Origin of the sequence: Streptomyces sp. NPDC017940 (assembly GCF_044328435.1) — a bacterium.
Classification (GTDB): Bacteria; Actinomycetota; Actinomycetes; order Streptomycetales; family Streptomycetaceae; genus Streptomyces.
On sequence record NZ_JBIRHJ010000006.1, the window covers coordinates 531,877 to 550,150 of the forward strand.

The following is an 18,274-nucleotide window of genomic DNA, read 5'->3' on the forward strand; positions in this document are numbered from 1 at the left end:
CGGTGCAGACGGTGCAGACGGTGACGACGGTGACGATGACGACGATGACGACACGGACAGGATGACCATGGACCAGGCCACGGCTCTGACCGGCAAGGCTCTGAACACCCTCTGCGCCGTGAGCCCCTGGCTGGCGGGCGAAGCGGCGTACCGGATCTTCCGGCTCCCGCTCAAACGCGTCACCGTCCGCGACGAGGAACGCCTGCTGATCGACCAGGCGCACGTCGAGAAGGTCCGCGTGGGCGGCGAGACGGTCGTCACCTACCGCTGGGGCAGTGGGGAGCGGCCGGTGCTGCTCGCCCACGGCTGGCAGTCGCGCGGCACCTGCTTCGCGCGCTTCGTGCCGGGGCTGCTCGACGCGGGGTACAGCCCCGTCGCCTACGACGCGCCCGCCCACGGCGACGCGACCGGCGGCACCACCCATGTGCTCGCCTTCCGTGACGTCATCGCCCATCTGGCCGCCGAGCACGGCGAGTTCGAGGCCGTCATCAGCCACTCGGTCGGTGTCATGGCCGCCGTGCTCGCGCTCCGGTCCGGGGTCTCGGCGCGGCGTCTCGTCGCGATCAGCCAGGTGGGCGAGTTCACCTTCCTCTTCGACCAGTTCAGCGGACAGCTCGCCCTGCGGCCACGGCTGCGCCAGGAGCTGCGGCAGCGGATAGAGAGCCGTATCTTCCCCGGCGAGAAGGACATCTGGCGGCGTTTCTCCACCACGCACGAGCCCGAAGGCATCACAGCGCCGATCCTGATCTTCCACGACGAGGGGGACCGGATGGCGGGCGTGGACCAGGCACGGCGGATGGCCGAGGTCTTCGGCGACCAGGCGCGCCTGGTCGTCACCCAGGGGCTCGGCCACCGCAGGATCCTGGACGATCCCGGCGTGGTCCAGGGCACGCTGGACTTCGTGACGGCCGCGCAGAGCGGCCCGGCCGAGACCTCGGTGGCCGGTCGGTGAGCGGGCTGCTCGCGGGCCGGCGGGTGCTGGTCACCGGCGTACTCCTCGACTCCTCGATCGCCTTCCACACGGCCCGCCTCGCCCAGGAGGAGGGCGCCGAGGTGCTGCTCACCGGCTTCGGACGCCTCAGCCTGGTGGAGCGCGTCGCCAGGCGGCTGCCCAAGCCCGCCCCGGTGATCGAACTGGACGTGACCGACGAGGAGCACCTGGCGCGGCTGCCCGAGCGGATCGGCGAGCACACCGACGGGCTCGACGGCATCGTGCACTCCATCGCCTTCGCGCCCCCGGACGCGCTCGGCGGTACGTTCCTCGACACGCCCTGGTCCTCCGTCGCGACGGCGGTCGAGGTGTCGGCGTACTCGCTGAAGTCGCTGACGCGAAGCTGCCTTCCGCTGTTCGGCCCGCGCGGCGGCTCGGTGGTGGGGCTGACCTTCGACTCGACGGTGGCCTGGCCCGCGTACGACTGGATGGGCGTGGCCAAGGCGGCGCTGGAGTCGACGTCCCGCTACCTCGCGCGCGATGTGGGCCCCCGGGGGATCCGCTGCAACCTGGTGGCGGCGGGGCCGATCCGGACGATGGCGGCCACGTCCATCCCCGGCTTCTCCAGGTTCCGGGACATCTGGGCCGAACGGGCCCCACTCGGTTGGGACGTGACCGATCCCGAGCCGACCGGACGCGCCGTGGTGGCCCTCCTGTCCGACTGGTTTCCCAGGACCACCGGTGAGGTGGTGCACGTGGACGGAGGGGTGCACGCGATGGGGGACTAGACCGCGCCTCCGTCTGCTTCGGGGCCCGGTGCGCGGTGGCGCACCGGGCCCCGGGCGTGTTCCGGAGCCCCGAGCGGGCGTGTTCCGGAACCCCGAGTGGGCATGTTCCGGAATCCCGAGTGGGCGTGGTCAGGCGTCCGGAGCCGAGGACTGGGCGTGGATGAACGCGGCGAGGCGCCGGACGCCCTCCTGGATCCGCTCCGGGTCCAACGCGCTGCACGACAGCCTCAGTTGACGGCTCCCGCCGCCGTCGAGGAAGAAGCTGTCCATCGGTGTCCACAGCACACCGAAGTCACGCGCCGAGCGCTCCAGGGCTTTGACGTCGGCGATGAACGGCACGTTGAGGACCAGGAAGAAGCCGCCGTCGGGCCGGTTCCAGGACAGGCCGAGGCGGTCGCGCCCGGCGGCCGGGAAGGACCTCTCCAGGGCGTCGAGGAGGGTGTTCATGTTCGCCGCGTAGTGGTCGGTGGCGGCGGTGTTCGCCTCCCGCAGCCGACAGCCCGACTCGACCAGGATGCCGCCGATGACGGCCTGGCTGATGGCCGAGGTGTTGACCGTGGTCATGCTCTTGATCTTCGAGAGGCCGTCGGCGAGCAGACCTCGGGAGCCGTCGGGCGCGAGTACCTCCTGGTCGGCCACCACATAGCCGACCCGGGCCGCGGGCAGCGCCGTCTTGGAGAACGAGCCCAGATAGACCACACGGCGGCCACCGAGCGCCTTGAGCGTCGGTGGAGTGCCGCCGGTGCGGGAGAAGAACCCGTACGGATTGTCCTCGAGCAGCAGCACGTCCTCCCGCGCGGCCACGTCGAGGAGTTGGCGGCGCCGGTCCAGGGGCATGCTCGTCCCGGACGGGTTGGCGAAGTCCGGCACGAGATACAGCGCCCTCGGCCGCCCGCCCGCCGCGCGCACCGCCGCCGCTGCGGCCGCCACCGCGTCGGGCTCCGGCCCCTCGGGGCCCTCCGGCACCGCGTGGATCCTGAGGTCCAGGAGCCGGGCGGCGCCGGTGATGCCGACGTAGGCCGGTGTGCTGATCAGCAGGGTGTCCTCGGGCGCGGCGAACAGGGCACGCAGGACGAGCAGCATGGCCTCCTGGGCGCCGGTGGTGACTACGACCGCTTCGGCGGGTACGTCGATGCCCTCGTCGTTGTGCAGGGCGCGGGCGATCAGCTCGTGGATGACGCCGTTGGTGCGCCCGTACTGGAAGAGCTGGGTGCGCACCCGGTCCCGCGACCACCCCAGCTCCCGCTCCAGGTAGTCGGTGTAGGCGCGCAGATGACGGGAGAGGTCCTCGGGCTCGAAGTCGCCCTCCCAGGGGCGGCCGGGGGCGAAGGACAGGGCTTCGGGGAAACGCGAGACGACTTCGTTGAGGAAGTTCATCGCGTCGAGGACGGGGTCGGTGAGGCTGGCGTGCAGCCCCTGGAGCACCGGGTCCGGGGCCGGTGCGGCCAGGGTGACTGGTGTGGCGGGTGCGGCCAGGGTGGCCGGTGGGGCTGACGGCGCGGTGGTGAAGGCGCCGCGCAGGAACGCGGCCGCCTCCTCCTGGGCCCGGCGACCGGCGTCCAGGGTCCCGGCCATCGCGAAGAAGCCGTGGATCATGCCGGGGTAGCGGGTCAGCGTCACGGGCACGCCCTCGTCCCGCAGGCGCGCGGCGTACTGCTCGCCCTCGTCGCGCAGGGGGTCGTGTTCGGCGGTGATGACCAGGGCCGGCGGGAGACCGCTGAGGTCCTTGGCCCGCAGCGGCGAGGCGAGCGGGTCGCGGCCGTCCTCGGGCCTGTCGAGATAGTGGTCCCAGTACCAGGTGACGGACTTGTCGTTGAAGAACGCCGGATCCGTGTTCTCCCGCCGGGACGGCGTGTCGGCGTCGCGGTCGGTGTTGGGGTAGACGAGCAGCTGGGCCACCGGACGCGGGCCCTGCCGGTCCCGGGCCAGCAGGGTCACCGCGGCGGACAGGTTGCCCCCGGCGCTGTCGCCGCCGACGGCGATCCGGTTGGGGTCGGCCGCGTGCAGCGGTCCGGGCCTGCCGGACTGCGCGGCCACCCAGGCAAGGCCGGCGTAGGAGTCCTCGACGGCCGCCGGGAACCGGTGCTCGGGAGCGAGTCGGTAGCCCACCGACACCGTGACGCATCCGACGGCGTTGGTGAGGGTGCGGCAGATCGCGTCGCAGGTGTCGATGGTGCCGAGCGTCCAGCCGCCGCCGAAGAGATAGACGAGGACCGGCAGCGGGCCGTCGGCCGCGGGCCGGTAGACCCGGGCGGGAAGTGGTCCGTCCGGTCCCGGAATCACCAGGTCGGTGACCTCGTGGACCGCTTCGGGCGTCCCCGAGCCCGCGCGGATCGAGGCCAGGTCGGCCTCCCGTGCTTCCTCCAGGCTCATGGTGTAGAGGGGGCGGGCGCCGTGCGCGGCGCTCTGGGCTCGGAGGGCTTGCACCTGTGGATCGAGGGAATCGAGTGCCATGGGAAACACGGTCTCCAGCTCGGTCAGGGGACGTCGGGCAGCAACTCGGGGTCGGTGGCGGCGCTGCGCAGCCGGTTCAGGATCGCGTTCGAGGCGTGGCCGTAGGCGCTGTCGTCCCCGCTGAGCAGGGATTCGCCGTTGGCGGTCTCCATGAAGGCGGTCAGCTCGAACGCCAACTGGCGCCTGTCGGTCTCCGGACGGATCTGGCCTGCCTCGCGCGCGTCCTCGATCAACTGCTCGATGAAGCCGCGCCAGTTGGCCCGGGCCGCGGCGACCTCGTCGCGGACGGGCCCGGGGCGGGCGTCCAGCTCCACGGAGACGGAGTAGAAGAAGCAGCCGCCGGGGAAGACGCGGGTCCGTGAGTACTCGAGCCACCTCTCGCACAGGTGCCGGATCTTCGCGACCCCGTCGGGGCCCCGGCGGGAGGGGATCACGACACGGCTCAGGAAGATCGCGATCGCGGCGCGCACGGTCGCGCGCTGGAGCTCTTCCTTGGACCCGAACAGGGAGAAGACGCCGCTCTTGCTCAGCTCCAGCTCGTCGGCGAGCTGACCGAGCGACAGGCCTTCCAGACCGCGCACGGAGGCCACGTCGACGGCGTGGCGCAGGATCACCTGCCGGGTCTGGTTGCCTCGCGCGATACGGCCGTCCGTACGCTTCCTGACCTTGCTGGCTGCGGTGTTGTCGGCTCCCATGTCACATCCCCGGGTTCTGGCGGTGGTGGTCGCCGAGCCGCGGCCACAGAAATTTCCGCACGACCGTTCAGTATCCGCACGGTCGTATGGTTGAGATGCTATCTTACGAGCGATCGACCACAGGGAGCGCGACGGGGGTACCTCGTGAGTCGTCCGGCGTTACACGAGTTCGAACAGGCGGCACGTGCCCGCCTGTCCAGTCATGTGTGGGATTTCATCGCGGGAGGCAGTGGCACGGAGTCGATGATCTCGGCCAACCGCCACACGCTCGACCGCATCAGACTCCGCCCGCGCGTCCTGAGGGACGTGTCCCGGGTGGACACCGGCACCACGCTGCTCGGGGACCAGGTCCGCGCACCCGTGGGCATCGCTCCCATGGCCTATCACCAACTGGTCCATCCCGAGGGTGAGGTGGCCGCGGCCCGTGCCGCGGGGAAGGCCGGGGTGCCGCTGACGGTGAGCATGTTCGCCAGCCGCACGCTGGCGGACATCGCCGCGGCCGCCACCGGGCCGCTGTGGTTGCAGCTCTACTGGCTGCGCCGGCGCGATGCGCTCCTCGACCTGGTCCGGCGCGCGGAGGAAGCGGAATTCCGTGCCCTGGTCCTCACCGTGGACGCGCCGCGGATGGCCCGGCGCCCGAAAGACGTGCGCAACGGCTTCGCCATCCCGGACGGCATCCGGGCCGTCAACATCGACGAGACGCTCATGTCCACCTCGTACGGCGGACAGGCGGGTGAGTCGGCTGTCGCCCGCCACGCGCGCGAGCAGTTCGACGCCTCCATCGGCTGGTCCGACCTCGCCTGGCTGCGCGAGCGGACCTCGCTGCCCCTCGTACTGAAGGGCATCCTCACGGCCGAGGACGCGCTGCTCGCGGCCGACCACGGTGTCCACGCCGTGATCGTGTCCAATCACGGCGGACGTCAACTGGACTTCGCCCAACCCGCCTTCGCCGCCCTGGCCGAGGTCGCCGACGCCCTCGACGGCCGGATCCAGGTGTTCGTCGACGGCTCGGTCCGGTACGGCACCGACGTCGTCAAGGCGCTGTGCCTCGGCGCCGACGCCGCTCTGCTCGGCAGACCCGTGCTGTGGGGTCTCGCCGAATCGGGGGACGAGGGCGCGTCCCTGGTCCTGGGAGGCCTCGTGGAAGAGGTCGAGGAGGCCATGGCGCTCATGGGTGCCTCCGGGGTCGGCTCGCTGAGCCGCGCCGGAGTGGTCTGTCCACGCGCTGAATGACATCCGCAAATCAATCCGCCCTGCTTTATTTTCGGAATAAGCGGGGAGGTTGATCGGTGCTGCCCGAAACATAAACCTCCGCTAGAGGATTCCTCGTGCCATAGATCTGCCACAAGATTTCACTTGTGCCGCTCCTGCGGGTCTGCTGTGATGGAGACAAGGTTAGCTCTCAGTGATCGTCCGTAAGTGATGGAGAATCGCTGCGCACCTCCAACGGGGAGTAATTCTTGTGAATGGCGAATGGGTCGACGAGTTTCTGCTCTCCGGTCCGGACCACGAAGCGGTGCTGACATTGGGCGCCGTCGTGACCAGGGGGGAACTGCGGGCGGAGGTGCAGCGGCGCCAGCAGGAGCTCAGGTCCGCGGGACTGACCCCCGGAGGCGTCGCCGTCCTGCGGCTTCCCCCTTCTCTGACACTGGTTGCCACACTGCTCGCCGGCTGGCGCGGCGCGGCCCAGTGCGCTCTCGTCGACCATCGGCTCACCAGCAGCGAGGCCGACGCGGCGATCGAGAGAATTAATCCGCAGGTCGTTGTCACGCCCGATCGCGAGATTCGTGGAAGACTGCGCGGCTATTTCGAAACGGATTCCGTGATCACTGCCCGGGAGAGTGGTGAATCGGCACACACGGAACATGTGCTGTTACAACTCAGTTCCGGATCCACCGGCCCTTCGAAAGTGATCGGGCGGACCGCGGAGAGCCTCATGGCGGAAGTGGAACGCTATGGGATGTTGAGTGCCTATCCGAAGAACGGCGAGCGTATTGTTGTCCTCGCCTCGGTTATCCATGTGCTCGGCCTCGTCGGTGGACTTCTGTACGGTCTGCACAACCGCATTCCCCTGACCCTGCCGAGCAGTCACACCGCGGACTCCGTCCACGGCGCGGTGGCGGCAGATCCCGCACCGACCACCCTGCTCGGTGTTCCCTCGCAGGCGGCGCTCCTCGCCACGGTGCAGTCACCGCCCCGACTGCCGCAGCTCACCGGCATGATCACGGGCGGTGAGACCGTCAAGGCGAAGACGTGGGAGTTCTTCACGTCCCGGTACGGTGTCCCGCTCGGCGGCATGTACGGCATGACCGAGGCCGGGATGATCGCCACGGACCTCCTCGGCACCACCCGGCCCGGCCTCACCCCGGCCCCCGGCATGACCGTCGAGATCGCGGACGGCGAGATCCTGCTGCGGCTGCCCGCCAGTCCCTACGTCGGCCGCGCCGACCCGACGCGTTACGTCGACGGCCGGCTGCGCACCAAGGACGCCGGGACCCTGGACCCGGCTACCGGGCTGCTGACCGTGCACGGCCGTCTCGACCAACAGGTGTCGGTCGGGGGACTCAAGGTCGACCTCACCGAGGTCGAGGAACTCCTCAGCAGGCTGCCGGGGGTCCGTGAGGCCGTCGTGGTGCAGGGCTCCGGCATCGAGGCCTATGTGGCCGTGACCGACACGATGGTCACCGGCGAGGAGCTCAGCCGTGCGGCCGCGGTCCGCCTCGCGGCGTACAAACGCCCCCGCCGCCTGACCGTACTCCCAGCGATCCCCCGCACCCCCACCGGCAAGCCGCTGCGCAGCGCCGACGCGCTGCGCGCCGCGGCCCGGGCACAGGTGGCGCGATGACCCGGCCGACGTCAACCGACGACCGCGGGCCGATGCCGTACGCGGACCGACAGCCGCTCGAACAGCCCGCTGCCGGCCACGCCCCGCACGGCCACACCCACCACGTGCCTGCCACCACCCACGAAGACCGCCGTACAGGCCGTGGCGGCGTCACCCGGCAGCGCGACCGGCGCGCGCGGACCGCCGTCGGGCGGCGGCCACACCGCGGGCAGGGGCATCGGGCGACTCATCCCGCCCGCGCGCAGTCCGAGCCCGAGCGCCTTGCCCACCGCCTCCTTCTGCGTCCACAACCACAGGAACGCCCGGCTGCGTTCGGCCGCGGCGAGACCGTCCAGCCACTGCGCCTCGGCAGCCGCCAGGTAACTGTGCGCCAGGGCCCGGGCCGCCAACGGCCGGACCGTCTCCACATCGACGCCCAGGTGGACACGAGGAGATCCGCATAGCGCGACCGCGGCCGTGCCCCGGCCGTGACTGACACTCACCTGCGTTCCCAGGCCCGCCCCGTTCAGCAGCGGCCGGCCGCTCGCAGCGTGCGACATCCCCACCTCGGACGGCTCGACGCCGAGCAGCTCCGCCGCGCCCCGCACCGCCAGGGAACGCGCCACGCGCCGTGCGTCACCGTCCACCGCAGACCACAGCACCGTAACCGAGACCGGGTCCGAACCCGGCTGACGCCCCATGAGATCGGAGTCAAGCACATGCAGAAGGACGAGGTCACGAAGTTCATCCTCGACGCCCTGTCGACCATGAACTATGACGTGTCCGAGGTATCCCCCGACAGCCCTCTCGGCCCTTCCGGGCTGGATCTGGAGTCTCTTTCCGTGGCCGAGATCGCGATCCAGATAGAGGACACCTACGGCGTTCGCTTCGAGGAGGACGAGATGGAGAGCCTCGCGCTGCTCACGATCTCCGGCCTCGTCGACGAGGTCGTCAAGCGCGCCTCCGCGTCCGCCGCCGCCGCCCACTCCGGCTGAATTCGGCTCTTCACGCCACCGAACCCGGCACACGAGGAGTCGCCCGGATGAAACGCACCAACGACCGCGCCCAACTGGCGGCCGACCAGGAACTCGGCATAGGCAACGTGCTGACCTCCCTGGCCGGCCGCGGGACGGGCCTCGACCGCCCGGCCCTGACGTTCGACACGGACGTCGAGGGCCATCCCGCCTGGCAGCCGCTCACCCTGCACGAACTGGACCAGCGGGTGGCGGCACGCGCCGCCTCCCTGCACGCCATCGGCGTCGCCCCGCGCGACTGTGTGGCGGTCTTCGTCAGCACCGGCGCCGACATGGTCCTCAGCTATCTCGCCCTGGCCCGCATCGGCGCGATCCCGGCCCTGATCAACGCACGGGTGGCGGGGGCGACGGCGGCCGAGTACATCCGCAGGCTGCGGGCCACCGGAGTGCTCACCGACGAGGCGCACCGCGCCGAGCTGGCCCCGCACGGGCTCGACACGCCCCTGCTCGCCGACGTGGCCGACCTCGGCAAGGGGGATCCGGCGAAGGCCCCGCCGGTCTACCGGCACCACGCCGACGAGCCCGTGGTCATCACGCACTCCTCGGGCACGACCGGACTGCCGAAGGCCGTCGCCCACTCCCACCACGCCCTCTTCGCCTCCATCCGGCACCGCCTGACCCTGCCCAAGGCCCAGGGCCTCGACCGTATGCTCGCCGCCCTGCCGACCGCGCACGCGGCCATGGTGATCGCGGTGAACCTCGCCCTGACCAATCGGGTCGAGCTGGCCGTGCTCTCCGAACAGAGCGGCTCCGGCGTCCTCCAGGCCATCGAGCGCTGGAAGCCGCAGAGCGTGCTCGGCTTCGCGGCCACCTGGTCGGAGCTCGCGGGCGAGGACCTGTCCCAGTGGGACCTCGACTCGATCAGCGTCTGGTGGAACACCGGTGACTGCGCCCACGAGGCGCACATCCGGCGCCTGGTCGCGGTGGGCAGCCGCATGTCGCTGACCCCGCAGGGCATCAAGCGGACCAAGGGCTCGCACTTCGTGGACGGCCTCGGTTCCACCGAGATGGGCCACTCGCAGTTCTTCATCACCCACACCCCCACCACGGACCGCTACGGCCGGTGCATCGGGCGTCCGCACGCCTTCTCCACGGTGGCCGTCCTCGACGACGACTGCGAGCCGCTCGGCCCGGGTGAGGTGGGCCAGCTCGGCATCAACGCGCCGACGCTCTCCCTTGGCTACTGGAACGACTCGGTGACCACCTACCGGACCCGCAGGAACGGCTTCTTCCTCACCGGGGACCTCGTCTACCGCGACGAGGACGGCTGGTTCTACCACGTGGACCGCGCCGTGGACGCCGTGGAACTCCCCGACGGCCAAAAGCTGTTCTCCGCCATGAGCGAGGAACGCGTCCTCGCCGCCTGCGACGACATCCGGGAGTGCACGGTCGTCGCCGTACGGGAGGGCGAGAGCGTCACCACCACGGTGCTGCTGATCCCGGCGGACAAGGCCGACATCGAGACCGACCGCACCGCTCAGGTCCTGGCAGCCCTGGAGGACCACGTGGCCGCCACCGTGGACCGGGTCGTCGTGGTCGACCCGGAACTCATTCCGCTCGGCCCCACCGGAAAGGTGCGCAAGGTCCTGCTCCGCGAGCGGTTCCTCGCGGGCGAGCGGTTCGGGGCCGGGGAGTCGGTGCTCGCCTCATGAGCACGACCGCCGTCCGGCACGGCGCCACCGTCACCGGCCTGGGGACGTTCACTTCCCTGGGCCGGGGCGCCGCCGAGATGTTCGACGCGCTGTGCAGCGGGAAGTCGGGGCTCACCACGCCTCCCGCGGCACATCCCCTGTTCGGCACCCTGGACGTGGCGGGCATCGCCCCGGACCTGGACCCGGCCGAGGTGCTCCCGCCCGGGGAGCGGATGGTCGACCGGTACGCGCTGATGGCGCTGGCCGCCGCCGCGGACGCCATCGCCGACTCCGGCCTCGCCATCGGCAGCGACGTCGACCCGACCAGGGTGGCCGTGGTGCTCTCCAGCGGCGCCGGCGGCCTCACCACGTACGAGGAGCAGGCGCACGAGCGGCGCGACCGGGGCCCCACGGCGGTCAGCCCCTATCTGCTGCCCGGCATGCTGCCGAACATGGCGGCGGCCCGGGTCGCCATCAAGTACGGCATCCGTGGCTGGAGTTCGGCGATGGCCACCGCCTGCTCGGCCGGTGCGCACGCGGTCGTCGAGGCCGCCCGGCTGATCCGCCACGGCGAGGCCGACGTGGTGATCTGCGGAGGCGCCGAGGCACCGCTCAACCCGACATCCGCCCTGGCCTTCAAGCACGCCAGGGCCCTCGCGCGCGGGTGGGAGGATCCGACGGCCGCCAGCCGCCCGTTCGACACGGGGCGCAACGGCTTCGTCCTCGCGGAAGGCGCCGGAGTGCTCGTCGTGGAGCGCACCGACGTCGCCGACGCCCGCGGCGCCGCCGGCTACGCGGACCTGCTCGGCTGGGGCGTCTCCACCGACGCGTACAAGCCGACCGCGCCGCGGCCGGACGGCGAGGGCGCGGTGCAGAGCATGCGGTCCGCCCTGGCCTGCGCCGGCCTCGCCCCCGAGGACATCGGCTACGTCAACGCGCACGGCACCGCCACCAAACTGGGTGACATCGCCGAGGCCCGTGCCGTGCGCACCGTCTTCGGCACGGACGGCGGCCCCGCGGTCAGCGGTACGAAGTCGATGACCGGTCACCTGCTGGGCGGCGCCGGAGCCGTGGAGGCGGCCGTGTGCGCGCTCGCCCTCAGCACCGGGCAGCTGCCGCCCACACACAACCTCCAGGACGTGGCCCCCGACTGCGAACTGGACCATGTGCGCGGCGCCGCCCGGCCGAGCGGGACCGAGGCCGTGCTCTCGAACTCCTTCGCGTTCGGCGGGCACAACGTGAGCCTGCTGCTCGGCCGGGCCCGCACCCGCAGCAAGCGTGGGCGATGACCCCACGACCAGGCACGACGCCATGACCGGAGCAGAAGACCAGTGACGCGAAAGGACTTCTTGTGAACATCGACGGCATCGACCATGTCGAGTTCTATGTGGGAGATGCCCAGCAATGGGCGTTCTCCCTGTGCACCGCCTTCGGGTTCCGCCTCGCGGGCCAGGCGGGCCCGGAGACCGGGCTCGACGGCCGCCGTTCGCTGCTGCTGAGCCAGGGCGGCACCTGGATCGTGCTCACCTCCGCGCTGACCGCCGACCACCCGGTCGCCGACTACGTCAGCCGGCACGGTGACGGAGTCGCCGGCATCGCCTTCGAGGTGAGCGACGCGGCCGGGGCCCACGCCGAAGCGGTGCGGGCGGGCGCCGTCTCCGTCACGGCACCCGCCGTCCACGCCCGCGGCGCCACCGAGGTCACCACCGGCACGGTGGCGGGCTTCGGCGACATCACCCACACGTTCGTGCAGCGCGAGGGCGACCGGGCCGAGTTCCTGCCCGGCGTGATGGACATGTTCGCCGCCGACCCCGACGGGCCCGAGGCACTGATCAGCGTCGTGGACCACGCGGCGGTGTGCCTGCCCGCCGGGGAGCTGAACGAGACCGTCGCCTTCTACGAGAAGGTCTTCGGCTTCTCCCAGATCTTCGAGGAGTTCATCGAGGTCGGCGAGCAGGCCATGGACTCGAAGGTGGTCCAGAGCCCCTCGGGGAAGGTCACCTTCACCCTGATCCAGCCGGTGGCGGGCCGTCGCCCCGGCCAGATCGACGACTTCCTCGCCCGTCACGGCGGCGCCGGAGTGCAGCACCTCGCGCTGCTCAGCGACGACATCATCGCCACCGTGGAGACGTTGCAGAACCGCGGCGTGCGGTTCCTCGAGACCCCCTCGGGCTACTACGACGAACTCGAGCAGCGCCTCGGCCGCACCGACGTGCGCCTGGACGACCTGCGCCGGACCAATGTCCTGGTCGACCGCGACCACTGGGGCCAGGTGTTCCAGATCTTCACCCGCTCCATGCACGTGCGCCAGACGTACTTCTGGGAGGTCATCGACCGGCACGGTGCCCGCACGTTCGGCAGCGGCAACATCAAGGCCCTCTACGAAGCGGTCGCCCGCGAGGAAACCGCCCCGGTCTGACCGGCACCTTCCCCACCCTGGAGCAGAACTGTGATCCATCAGGAACCGAGCCGCTTCGCGCTCACCGAAGCGGAACGCGCACTGCTGCCCACCGAGACCGAGATCGACCACTACCTGGATCACGGCTGGTACCTCTCGAAGAAGCTCCTCACCGACGAGGAGACGGAAGCGCTCGTCGAGGCCAGTGAGCGCTTCTACGACGGCCACCGTGACCGCACCCTGCCGGCCCGCCCGCCCAAGCTCGCCTACTGGGAGCCGTCGGCCGGACCCGTGCAGCGGCACAACGACTACATCCACTACGAGGACGACACCATCGGCCGCATCCTGCGCAAGCCGCTGATCGGGGCCGTGGCAGCGAGGCTCGCCGAGGCCGAGGAGATACGGATCTTCCAGTCCACCCTCATCCTCAAGCCGCCGCGGCCCGAGGAGCAGAGCAACGTCGTGCCGTGGCACTTCGACCGGCACTACTGGGCCACCTGCACGTCCGAGAACATGCTGACGGCGTTCATCCCGTTCCACGACTGCGACGAATCCCTCGGCACCATCACGATGGTGGACGGCAGTCACCGCTGGAAGGAGACCTCGGCCAACGACCAGACGTCGCTGCACTTCGCCGAGCGCAACCGGGACGAGCTCGAGGAGATGCTGGAGGAGAACGCCGCGTTCAACAACGCCGAGGTCCGCAAGGTCCCGATGAACATCCCGCGCGGCCACATGAGCTTCCACCACTGCCGCACCTACCACGGCAGCGGCGCCAACCTCGCGGACCGCCCGCGGCGGGCCGTCTCCCTGCACTTGCAGGACGGCGCCAACCGCTACCAGGACTTCCGCCGTTCGGACGGCTCGTGGGTGTCGTACAACCACGATGGGCTGGTCCGTCGTACCGCCGACGGCAAGCCCGACTACTCCGACCCCGAGTACTGCCCGGCGCTATGGCGCTCCTGACCGCCGACCCGCGGGAGAGGACCGTGTTGCGCACCGCCGCGGTGGTCGGTACCGGCATGATCGGCACCTCGGTGGCCCTCGCCCTGCGGTCCCGGGGCGTGACGACCTACCTCGTGGACCGGGTCGCGGAGGCGGCGAGGACCGCGGAGGCGATTGGCGCGGGAATCGCCGGACTGCCGCCCGAACCGGTGCAGTTGGCCGTGCTCGCGGTACCGCCGAGCAGTACGGCGGACGCGCTCGCGGAGTGGCAGGGCCGGGATCTGGCCGAGAGCTACACCGACGTGGCGAGCGTCAAGGCAGGACCGCACCGGGAGATGACCGCGACCGGCTGCGACCTGACCCGGTTCGTCGGCGGACACCCGATCGCCGGCAGTGAACGGTCCGGTCCGACGGCGGCCCGTGGCGACCTCTTCCACGACCGGCCCTGGGTACTGACCCCCTCCCGGCAGTCGGGGGACGCCGCCCTGTGGCACACGCGGCAGCTGGTGCGGCTGTGCGGGGCCCGGCCGCTCCTGATGGACCACGCCGAGCACGACCGCGCGGTGGCCCTCGTCTCGCACACCCCGCACCTGGTGTCCAGCCTGCTGGCCGCCCGCCTCAAGGACGCAGGACCGGCCCAGCTCCAGTTGGCGGGGAAGGGACTGCGGGACACCACCCGGATCGCCGCGGGCGACGTCGGGCTGTGGACGGACATCCTCGGCAGCAACGCCGAGGCCGTGCACACGGTCCTCGCCGGTCTGGCGGCCGACCTGGGCGAGGTCCTGGCCGTCCTCGACCGCCTCGGCCCGGGCGGGGCGGAGCGGGACACGGCCGTGGCCACCCTTCGATCCGCCCTCGCCCGTGGCATCGAGGGCCGCGAGCGGCTCGACCCCCGGGCACGCGACACCGCGACCGCGGTGCCCGGTGCCACCGACGGCGGCCCGCGGGACGCCGGTCGCGCAGCGGCGGAGCCGTTACTGACCGTCCCGGCCCTGCATACGTGACACCCGAACGGCCCGCGCCACGGCAGAGGACCACCGGGGAGACCCCGACACCCCCCAACCCAGTGGAGAGCGACCCATGAACACCCGACGGTTAGACGTCTGCCTGATCGGCGCGGGCCCCCGCGGGCTCGCGGTACTCGAACGGATCTGTGCCAACGCGGAGGAGGTCGCACCCGGTACCGAGGTGACCGTGCACGTCGTCGACCCGTTCCCGTCCGGCGCCGGGCGGGTCTGGCGCACCACCCAGCCCCGGCGGCTGCTCACCAACACCGTGGCCTCCCAGACCACCGTGTTCACCGACGAGAGCGTGGAGATGGCGGGACCGCTCGTGCGGGGCCCCAGCCTGTACGAGTGGGCGCGTTTCCTCGCTCTCGGCCTGGAGGACGAGGACGGCCCCGACTACCCGGAGTCCGTGCTCGCCGAAGCCCGTGCCCTGACCCCCGACTCCTACCCCACCCGCGCCTTCTGCGGCTACTACCTGAGGTGGGTGTTCCGGCGCGTGCGGAACACCGCCCCACGACAGGTGACCGTCGTCGCGCACCGGACCAGAGCGGTGGCCCTGCGGGACGAGAGCCCCGGGGGCACCCAGTGGGTGCGCCTGGAGAACGGCGTCGTCCTGACCGGACTGCACGCCGTCGTGATGGCCCAGGGCCATCTGCCGCTGCGCTCCACCACCCGCGAGGCGCGGCTCTCGGTCTTCGCCGACCGGCACGGCCTGCGCTACATCCCTCCCGCCAACCCGGCGGACGTGGATCTGTCGGGCGTGCGTTCCGACGACCGGGTCGCCCTGCTCGGGCTCGGTCTGAACTTCTTCGACTACATGGCACTGTTCACCGAGGGCAGGGGCGGCACGTACCGAAGACGCGAGGGGAAGCTCGTCTACGTCCCCTCGGGTCTGGAGCCGAGGCTGAGCGCCGGATCCCGCCGGGGGCTGCCGTTCCACGCGCGCGGCGAGAACCAGAAGGGCCCGCACGGCAGGCACATCCCCTTCCTGCTGACCCCCAAGACCCTCGCCGACCTGCGGGCGCGGGCCGAGACCCGGGGCGGCCTCGACTTCCGCGCGGCGATCTGGCCGCTGGTCGCCAAGGAGGTCGAGACCGTCTACTACGCGACCCTGCTCACCGCCCGCGGCCGCGCCGATGAGGCCGAGCGGCTGCGGGCGGCCTATCCGGCCGCTGCCGCCGGGAGCGCGGAGGAGGAGCGTCTGCTGGCCGCGGCCGGGATCGGACCGGACGAGCGCTGGGACTGGGAACGCCTCGCCCGGCCCTTCGACGGACTGTCCTTCGCCTCGCCGGAGGAATTCAAGGACTGGCTCCTCGGCCATCTGCGCGCGGACGTGGACGCGGCCCTCGCGGGCAACGTGGACGGCCCGTTGAAGGCCGCCCTGGACGTGCTGCGCGACGTGCGCAACGAGGTGCGCCTGCTGGTGGACCACAGCGGACTCGCGGGCGCGTCCCACCGCGACGATCTCGACGGCTGGTACACGCCGCTGAACGCGTTCCTCTCGATCGGCCCGCCCGCCCGGCGCATCGAGGAGGCTGTCGCACTCATCGAGGCGGGGGTCCTGGAGGTGCTCGGCCCGGACACGACTGCCCGCGCACATGCCGAGGAGGGGGTGTTCGTCCTGGAGTCCGCACGGGTGCCCGGCTCCCGGCGCACGGCGAACGTGCTGGTCGACGCCCGGCTGCCGGCCGTCGACCTGCGCACCACCGCCGATCCGCTGTTGACCTCGCTGCTTGAGCAGGGCCGGTGCCGTCCGCATGTGCTGACCGGCGCCGACGGCGTGCGGTACGAGACCGGCGGCCTCGCCGTGACCCCGCGCCCCTTCCACCTCCTGGACGCCGGGGGCGTGCCCCACCCGAGGAGGTTCGCCTACGGCGTGCCCACCGAGTCCGTCCACTGGGCGACGGCGGCGGGCATCCGCCCCGGGGTGAACTCCGTGACGCTGGCCGACGCCGACGCCATGGCCCGCGGTCTGCTCGCGCTCGGCGAGGTGGGCGATGTGAGCGTCGAGACCGCGGAGGTGGTGGTGCCGTGACCGGGACCGCTCGTGACCGGCCCCCGGCCACCGGCCTGGACGCGGGGCTGCTCAGCCCGGTGTCGGCGGGCACCGCGGCGGCGGCAGCGACCACCGACGAGGCCTGGTTGCAGGCGCTCCTCGACGCCGAGGCCGCGCTGGTACGGGCGCAGGCGGCACTCGGGGTCGTCCCCGAGCGGGCCGCCCGGACGATCACCGAGCTGGCCCGGGCCGAGCACCTGGACCCGGTCGCGCTCGCCCGGCAGGCGCGCGGCGCGGCCAACCCCGTGGTGGCGCTGGTCCGGGCGTTCACCGAGGTGGTGGCCGCCAAGGACGCGGCGGCCGCGGAGTATGTGCACCGCGGGTCCACCAGCCAGGACATCATGGACACCGCGGCGATGCTGGTGGCCCACCGGACGCTGGGGCCGCTCATCGACGACCTCGACGGCGCGGCGGTGGCCCTGCGGGGACTCGCCGCCGCCCACCGCGACACCGTCATGCCGGGACGCACCCTCGCCCTGCACGCCGTCCCCGTCACCTTCGGGCTCAAGGCGGCGGGCTGGCTCCGGGGCGTGGTCCAGGCCGCGGACCGGCTGCGGGCGTTGCGGGCCGAGCGGCTGCCCGTCCAGCTCGGTGGCGCGGCCGGCACCCTGGCCGGGTACGCCGAGTACGCCCGCCTCGACGGCGCGGGCGGCCCGGAGGCGTTCGCCGCGGAGCTGTTCGCGCGGCGGCTGCCCGCCGAGTACGCCCGCGAGACCGGCCTGGCCGAGCCGGTGCTGCCCTGGCACACCGAGCGCACCCCGGTGACCGCGCTCGCCGCCGAACTCGCCCTCACCACGGGCGTGTTGGGTAAGATCGCGGTGGATGTGCAGAGCCTGTCGCGCACCGAGACGGCCGAGCTGGCCGAACCGGCCGCGGCCGGCCGGGGGGCGTCGTCGGCCATGCCGCACAAGCGCAACCCGGCGCTGGCCACCCTGGTGCGCGCCGCCGCGCTCCAGGTTCCCGCCCTTGCCTCGGTGCTCGCCCAGGCGATGCTCTGCGAGGACGAGAGGTCGGCCGGCGCGTGGCACGCCGAGTGGCTGCCGCTGCGCGACTGTCTGCGCCTGACCGGGGGCGCCGCCGAGACCGCCCGTGAACTGCTCGAAGGGCTACGGGTGTTCCCGGACCGGATGCGGGACAACCTGGATCTGACCGGCGGACTCGTCGTCTCCGAACGGCTCGCGGTGGTGCTGGCCCCGAAGCTCGGCAAGGTGCGGGCCAAGGACGTGGTGAGCCGCGCCGCGCTGCGGGCCGCGGCGGAGCGACGCCCCTTCGCCGAGGTGCTCGCCCAGGCTCCGGAGGTCGCCGGGACCCTCACCGGGGAACAGCTGGCGGAGCTGCTCGACCCGGCGCACTACACGGGGGTGGCGGGGGAGTTGGTCGACCGGGCGCTGCGGTGCGGGCCGCAGGGTGCCCGGCAGCCCGTGGAGCACTGAGAGGGGAAGCACGTGCGGGGCCGGGAACGGGACGGGTCCCGCACGTCAGCACGAACACCTAGGGGACGGGGGGAGACA

The 18,274-nt window shown here is 71.9% G+C and carries 15 protein-coding genes; 12 read left to right on the forward strand and 3 right to left on the reverse strand.

Features of this window, described 5'->3' with window-relative positions; genetic code table 11:
- Positions 1-61: 61 nt before the first annotated feature.
- Together ACH4DX_RS23330 and fabI are read left to right on the forward strand one after the other, a co-directional pair.
- A complete protein-coding gene (locus tag ACH4DX_RS23330) occupies positions 62-952 on the forward strand; it encodes an alpha/beta hydrolase (RefSeq protein WP_398156521.1) in 891 nt (296 codons plus the stop codon).
- Positions 949-1,719 carry an enoyl-ACP reductase FabI gene (fabI, locus tag ACH4DX_RS23335; protein ID WP_398122835.1) on the forward strand — a complete coding sequence of 257 codons (771 nt, stop codon included), beginning with the start codon at positions 949-951 and terminating at the stop codon, positions 1,717-1,719. Before ACH4DX_RS23330 ends, fabI begins: the two co-directional genes overlap by 4 nt.
- A gap of 129 nt (positions 1,720-1,848) precedes the next feature.
- On the opposite strand, the gene ACH4DX_RS23340 is transcribed toward fabI, so the two are convergent.
- Both ACH4DX_RS23340 and ACH4DX_RS23345 read right to left on the reverse strand, forming a co-directional pair.
- Positions 1,849-4,173, reverse strand: coding sequence for an aminotransferase class I/II-fold pyridoxal phosphate-dependent enzyme (locus tag ACH4DX_RS23340; RefSeq protein WP_398156522.1), 2,325 nt, complete (start codon positions 4,171-4,173; stop codon positions 1,849-1,851).
- Between the two features lie 23 nt (positions 4,174-4,196).
- On the reverse strand, positions 4,197-4,868 hold the full coding sequence (locus ACH4DX_RS23345; RefSeq protein ID WP_398122837.1) for a TetR/AcrR family transcriptional regulator: 672 nt from the start codon (positions 4,866-4,868) through the stop codon (positions 4,197-4,199).
- A 144-nt stretch (positions 4,869-5,012) separates the two neighbouring features.
- Here ACH4DX_RS23345 and ACH4DX_RS23350 point away from each other — a divergent pair, with 144 nt between their 5' ends.
- Together ACH4DX_RS23350 and ACH4DX_RS23355 are read left to right on the forward strand one after the other, a co-directional pair.
- Positions 5,013-6,101 (forward strand): alpha-hydroxy acid oxidase, encoded by a 1,089-nt coding sequence (locus tag ACH4DX_RS23350; RefSeq protein WP_398156523.1) that lies wholly within the window; start codon positions 5,013-5,015, stop codon positions 6,099-6,101.
- A 229-nt stretch (positions 6,102-6,330) separates the two neighbouring features.
- Positions 6,331-7,713, forward strand: coding sequence for a class I adenylate-forming enzyme family protein (locus ACH4DX_RS23355; protein WP_398122839.1), 1,383 nt, complete (start codon positions 6,331-6,333; stop codon positions 7,711-7,713).
- Positions 7,714-7,724: 11 nt separating this feature from the next.
- Here ACH4DX_RS23355 and ACH4DX_RS23360 read toward each other — a convergent pair whose 3' ends face one another.
- Positions 7,725-8,318, reverse strand: coding sequence for a 4'-phosphopantetheinyl transferase family protein (locus ACH4DX_RS23360; protein ID WP_398156524.1), 594 nt, complete (start codon positions 8,316-8,318; stop codon positions 7,725-7,727).
- A gap of 93 nt (positions 8,319-8,411) precedes the next feature.
- On the opposite strand from ACH4DX_RS23360, the gene ACH4DX_RS23365 reads away from it, so the two are divergent.
- The 8 genes from ACH4DX_RS23365 (at position 8,412) to ACH4DX_RS23400 (ending at position 18,196) form a co-directional block, all read left to right on the forward strand.
- The gene (locus ACH4DX_RS23365; protein WP_398122841.1) at positions 8,412-8,687 is read left to right on the forward strand and encodes an acyl carrier protein; all 276 of its coding nucleotides are present in this window, start codon (positions 8,412-8,414) and stop codon (positions 8,685-8,687) included.
- Positions 8,688-8,734: 47 nt separating this feature from the next.
- Entirely contained in the window at positions 8,735-10,378 is a 1,644-nt protein-coding gene (locus ACH4DX_RS23370) for a class I adenylate-forming enzyme family protein (protein ID WP_398156525.1), read from the forward strand.
- Positions 10,375-11,646 (forward strand): beta-ketoacyl-[acyl-carrier-protein] synthase family protein, encoded by a 1,272-nt coding sequence (locus tag ACH4DX_RS23375; protein WP_398122843.1) that lies wholly within the window; start codon positions 10,375-10,377, stop codon positions 11,644-11,646. Before ACH4DX_RS23370 ends, ACH4DX_RS23375 begins: the two co-directional genes overlap by 4 nt.
- 62 nt (positions 11,647-11,708) lie before the next feature.
- A complete protein-coding gene (hppD, locus tag ACH4DX_RS23380; RefSeq protein ID WP_398156526.1) occupies positions 11,709-12,776 on the forward strand; it encodes a 4-hydroxyphenylpyruvate dioxygenase in 1,068 nt (355 codons plus the stop codon).
- Between the two features lie 30 nt (positions 12,777-12,806).
- Entirely contained in the window at positions 12,807-13,721 is a 915-nt protein-coding gene (locus tag ACH4DX_RS23385) for a phytanoyl-CoA dioxygenase family protein (RefSeq protein WP_398122845.1), read from the forward strand.
- A complete protein-coding gene (locus ACH4DX_RS23390) occupies positions 13,709-14,704 on the forward strand; it encodes a prephenate dehydrogenase (RefSeq protein WP_398156527.1) in 996 nt (331 codons plus the stop codon). The genes ACH4DX_RS23385 and ACH4DX_RS23390 overlap by 13 nt, the downstream gene beginning before the upstream one ends.
- A gap of 76 nt (positions 14,705-14,780) precedes the next feature.
- Positions 14,781-16,742 carry an FAD/NAD(P)-binding protein gene (locus ACH4DX_RS23395; protein WP_398156528.1) on the forward strand — a complete coding sequence of 654 codons (1,962 nt, stop codon included), beginning with the start codon at positions 14,781-14,783 and terminating at the stop codon, positions 16,740-16,742.
- Positions 16,739-18,196 (forward strand): adenylosuccinate lyase family protein, encoded by a 1,458-nt coding sequence (locus tag ACH4DX_RS23400; RefSeq protein WP_398122848.1) that lies wholly within the window; start codon positions 16,739-16,741, stop codon positions 18,194-18,196. The genes ACH4DX_RS23395 and ACH4DX_RS23400 overlap by 4 nt, the downstream gene beginning before the upstream one ends.
- Positions 18,197-18,274 lie beyond the last annotated feature (78 nt).

Coding starts and splice junctions, on each gene's coding strand:
- ACH4DX_RS23330 (WP_398156521.1), top strand. CDS start 62: ATGACCATGGACCAGGCCACGGCTCTGACCGGCAAGGCTCTGAACACC.
- ACH4DX_RS23340 (WP_398156522.1), bottom strand. CDS start 4,173: ATGGCACTCGATTCCCTCGATCCACAGGTGCAAGCCCTCCGAGCCCAG.
- ACH4DX_RS23345 (WP_398122837.1), bottom strand. CDS start 4,868: ATGGGAGCCGACAACACCGCAGCCAGCAAGGTCAGGAAGCGTACGGAC.
- ACH4DX_RS23365 (WP_398122841.1), top strand. CDS start 8,412: ATGCAGAAGGACGAGGTCACGAAGTTCATCCTCGACGCCCTGTCGACC.
- ACH4DX_RS23370 (WP_398156525.1), top strand. CDS start 8,735: ATGAAACGCACCAACGACCGCGCCCAACTGGCGGCCGACCAGGAACTC.
- ACH4DX_RS23375 (WP_398122843.1), top strand. CDS start 10,375: ATGAGCACGACCGCCGTCCGGCACGGCGCCACCGTCACCGGCCTGGGG.
- ACH4DX_RS23390 (WP_398156527.1), top strand. CDS start 13,709: ATGGCGCTCCTGACCGCCGACCCGCGGGAGAGGACCGTGTTGCGCACC.
- ACH4DX_RS23395 (WP_398156528.1), top strand. CDS start 14,781: ATGAACACCCGACGGTTAGACGTCTGCCTGATCGGCGCGGGCCCCCGC.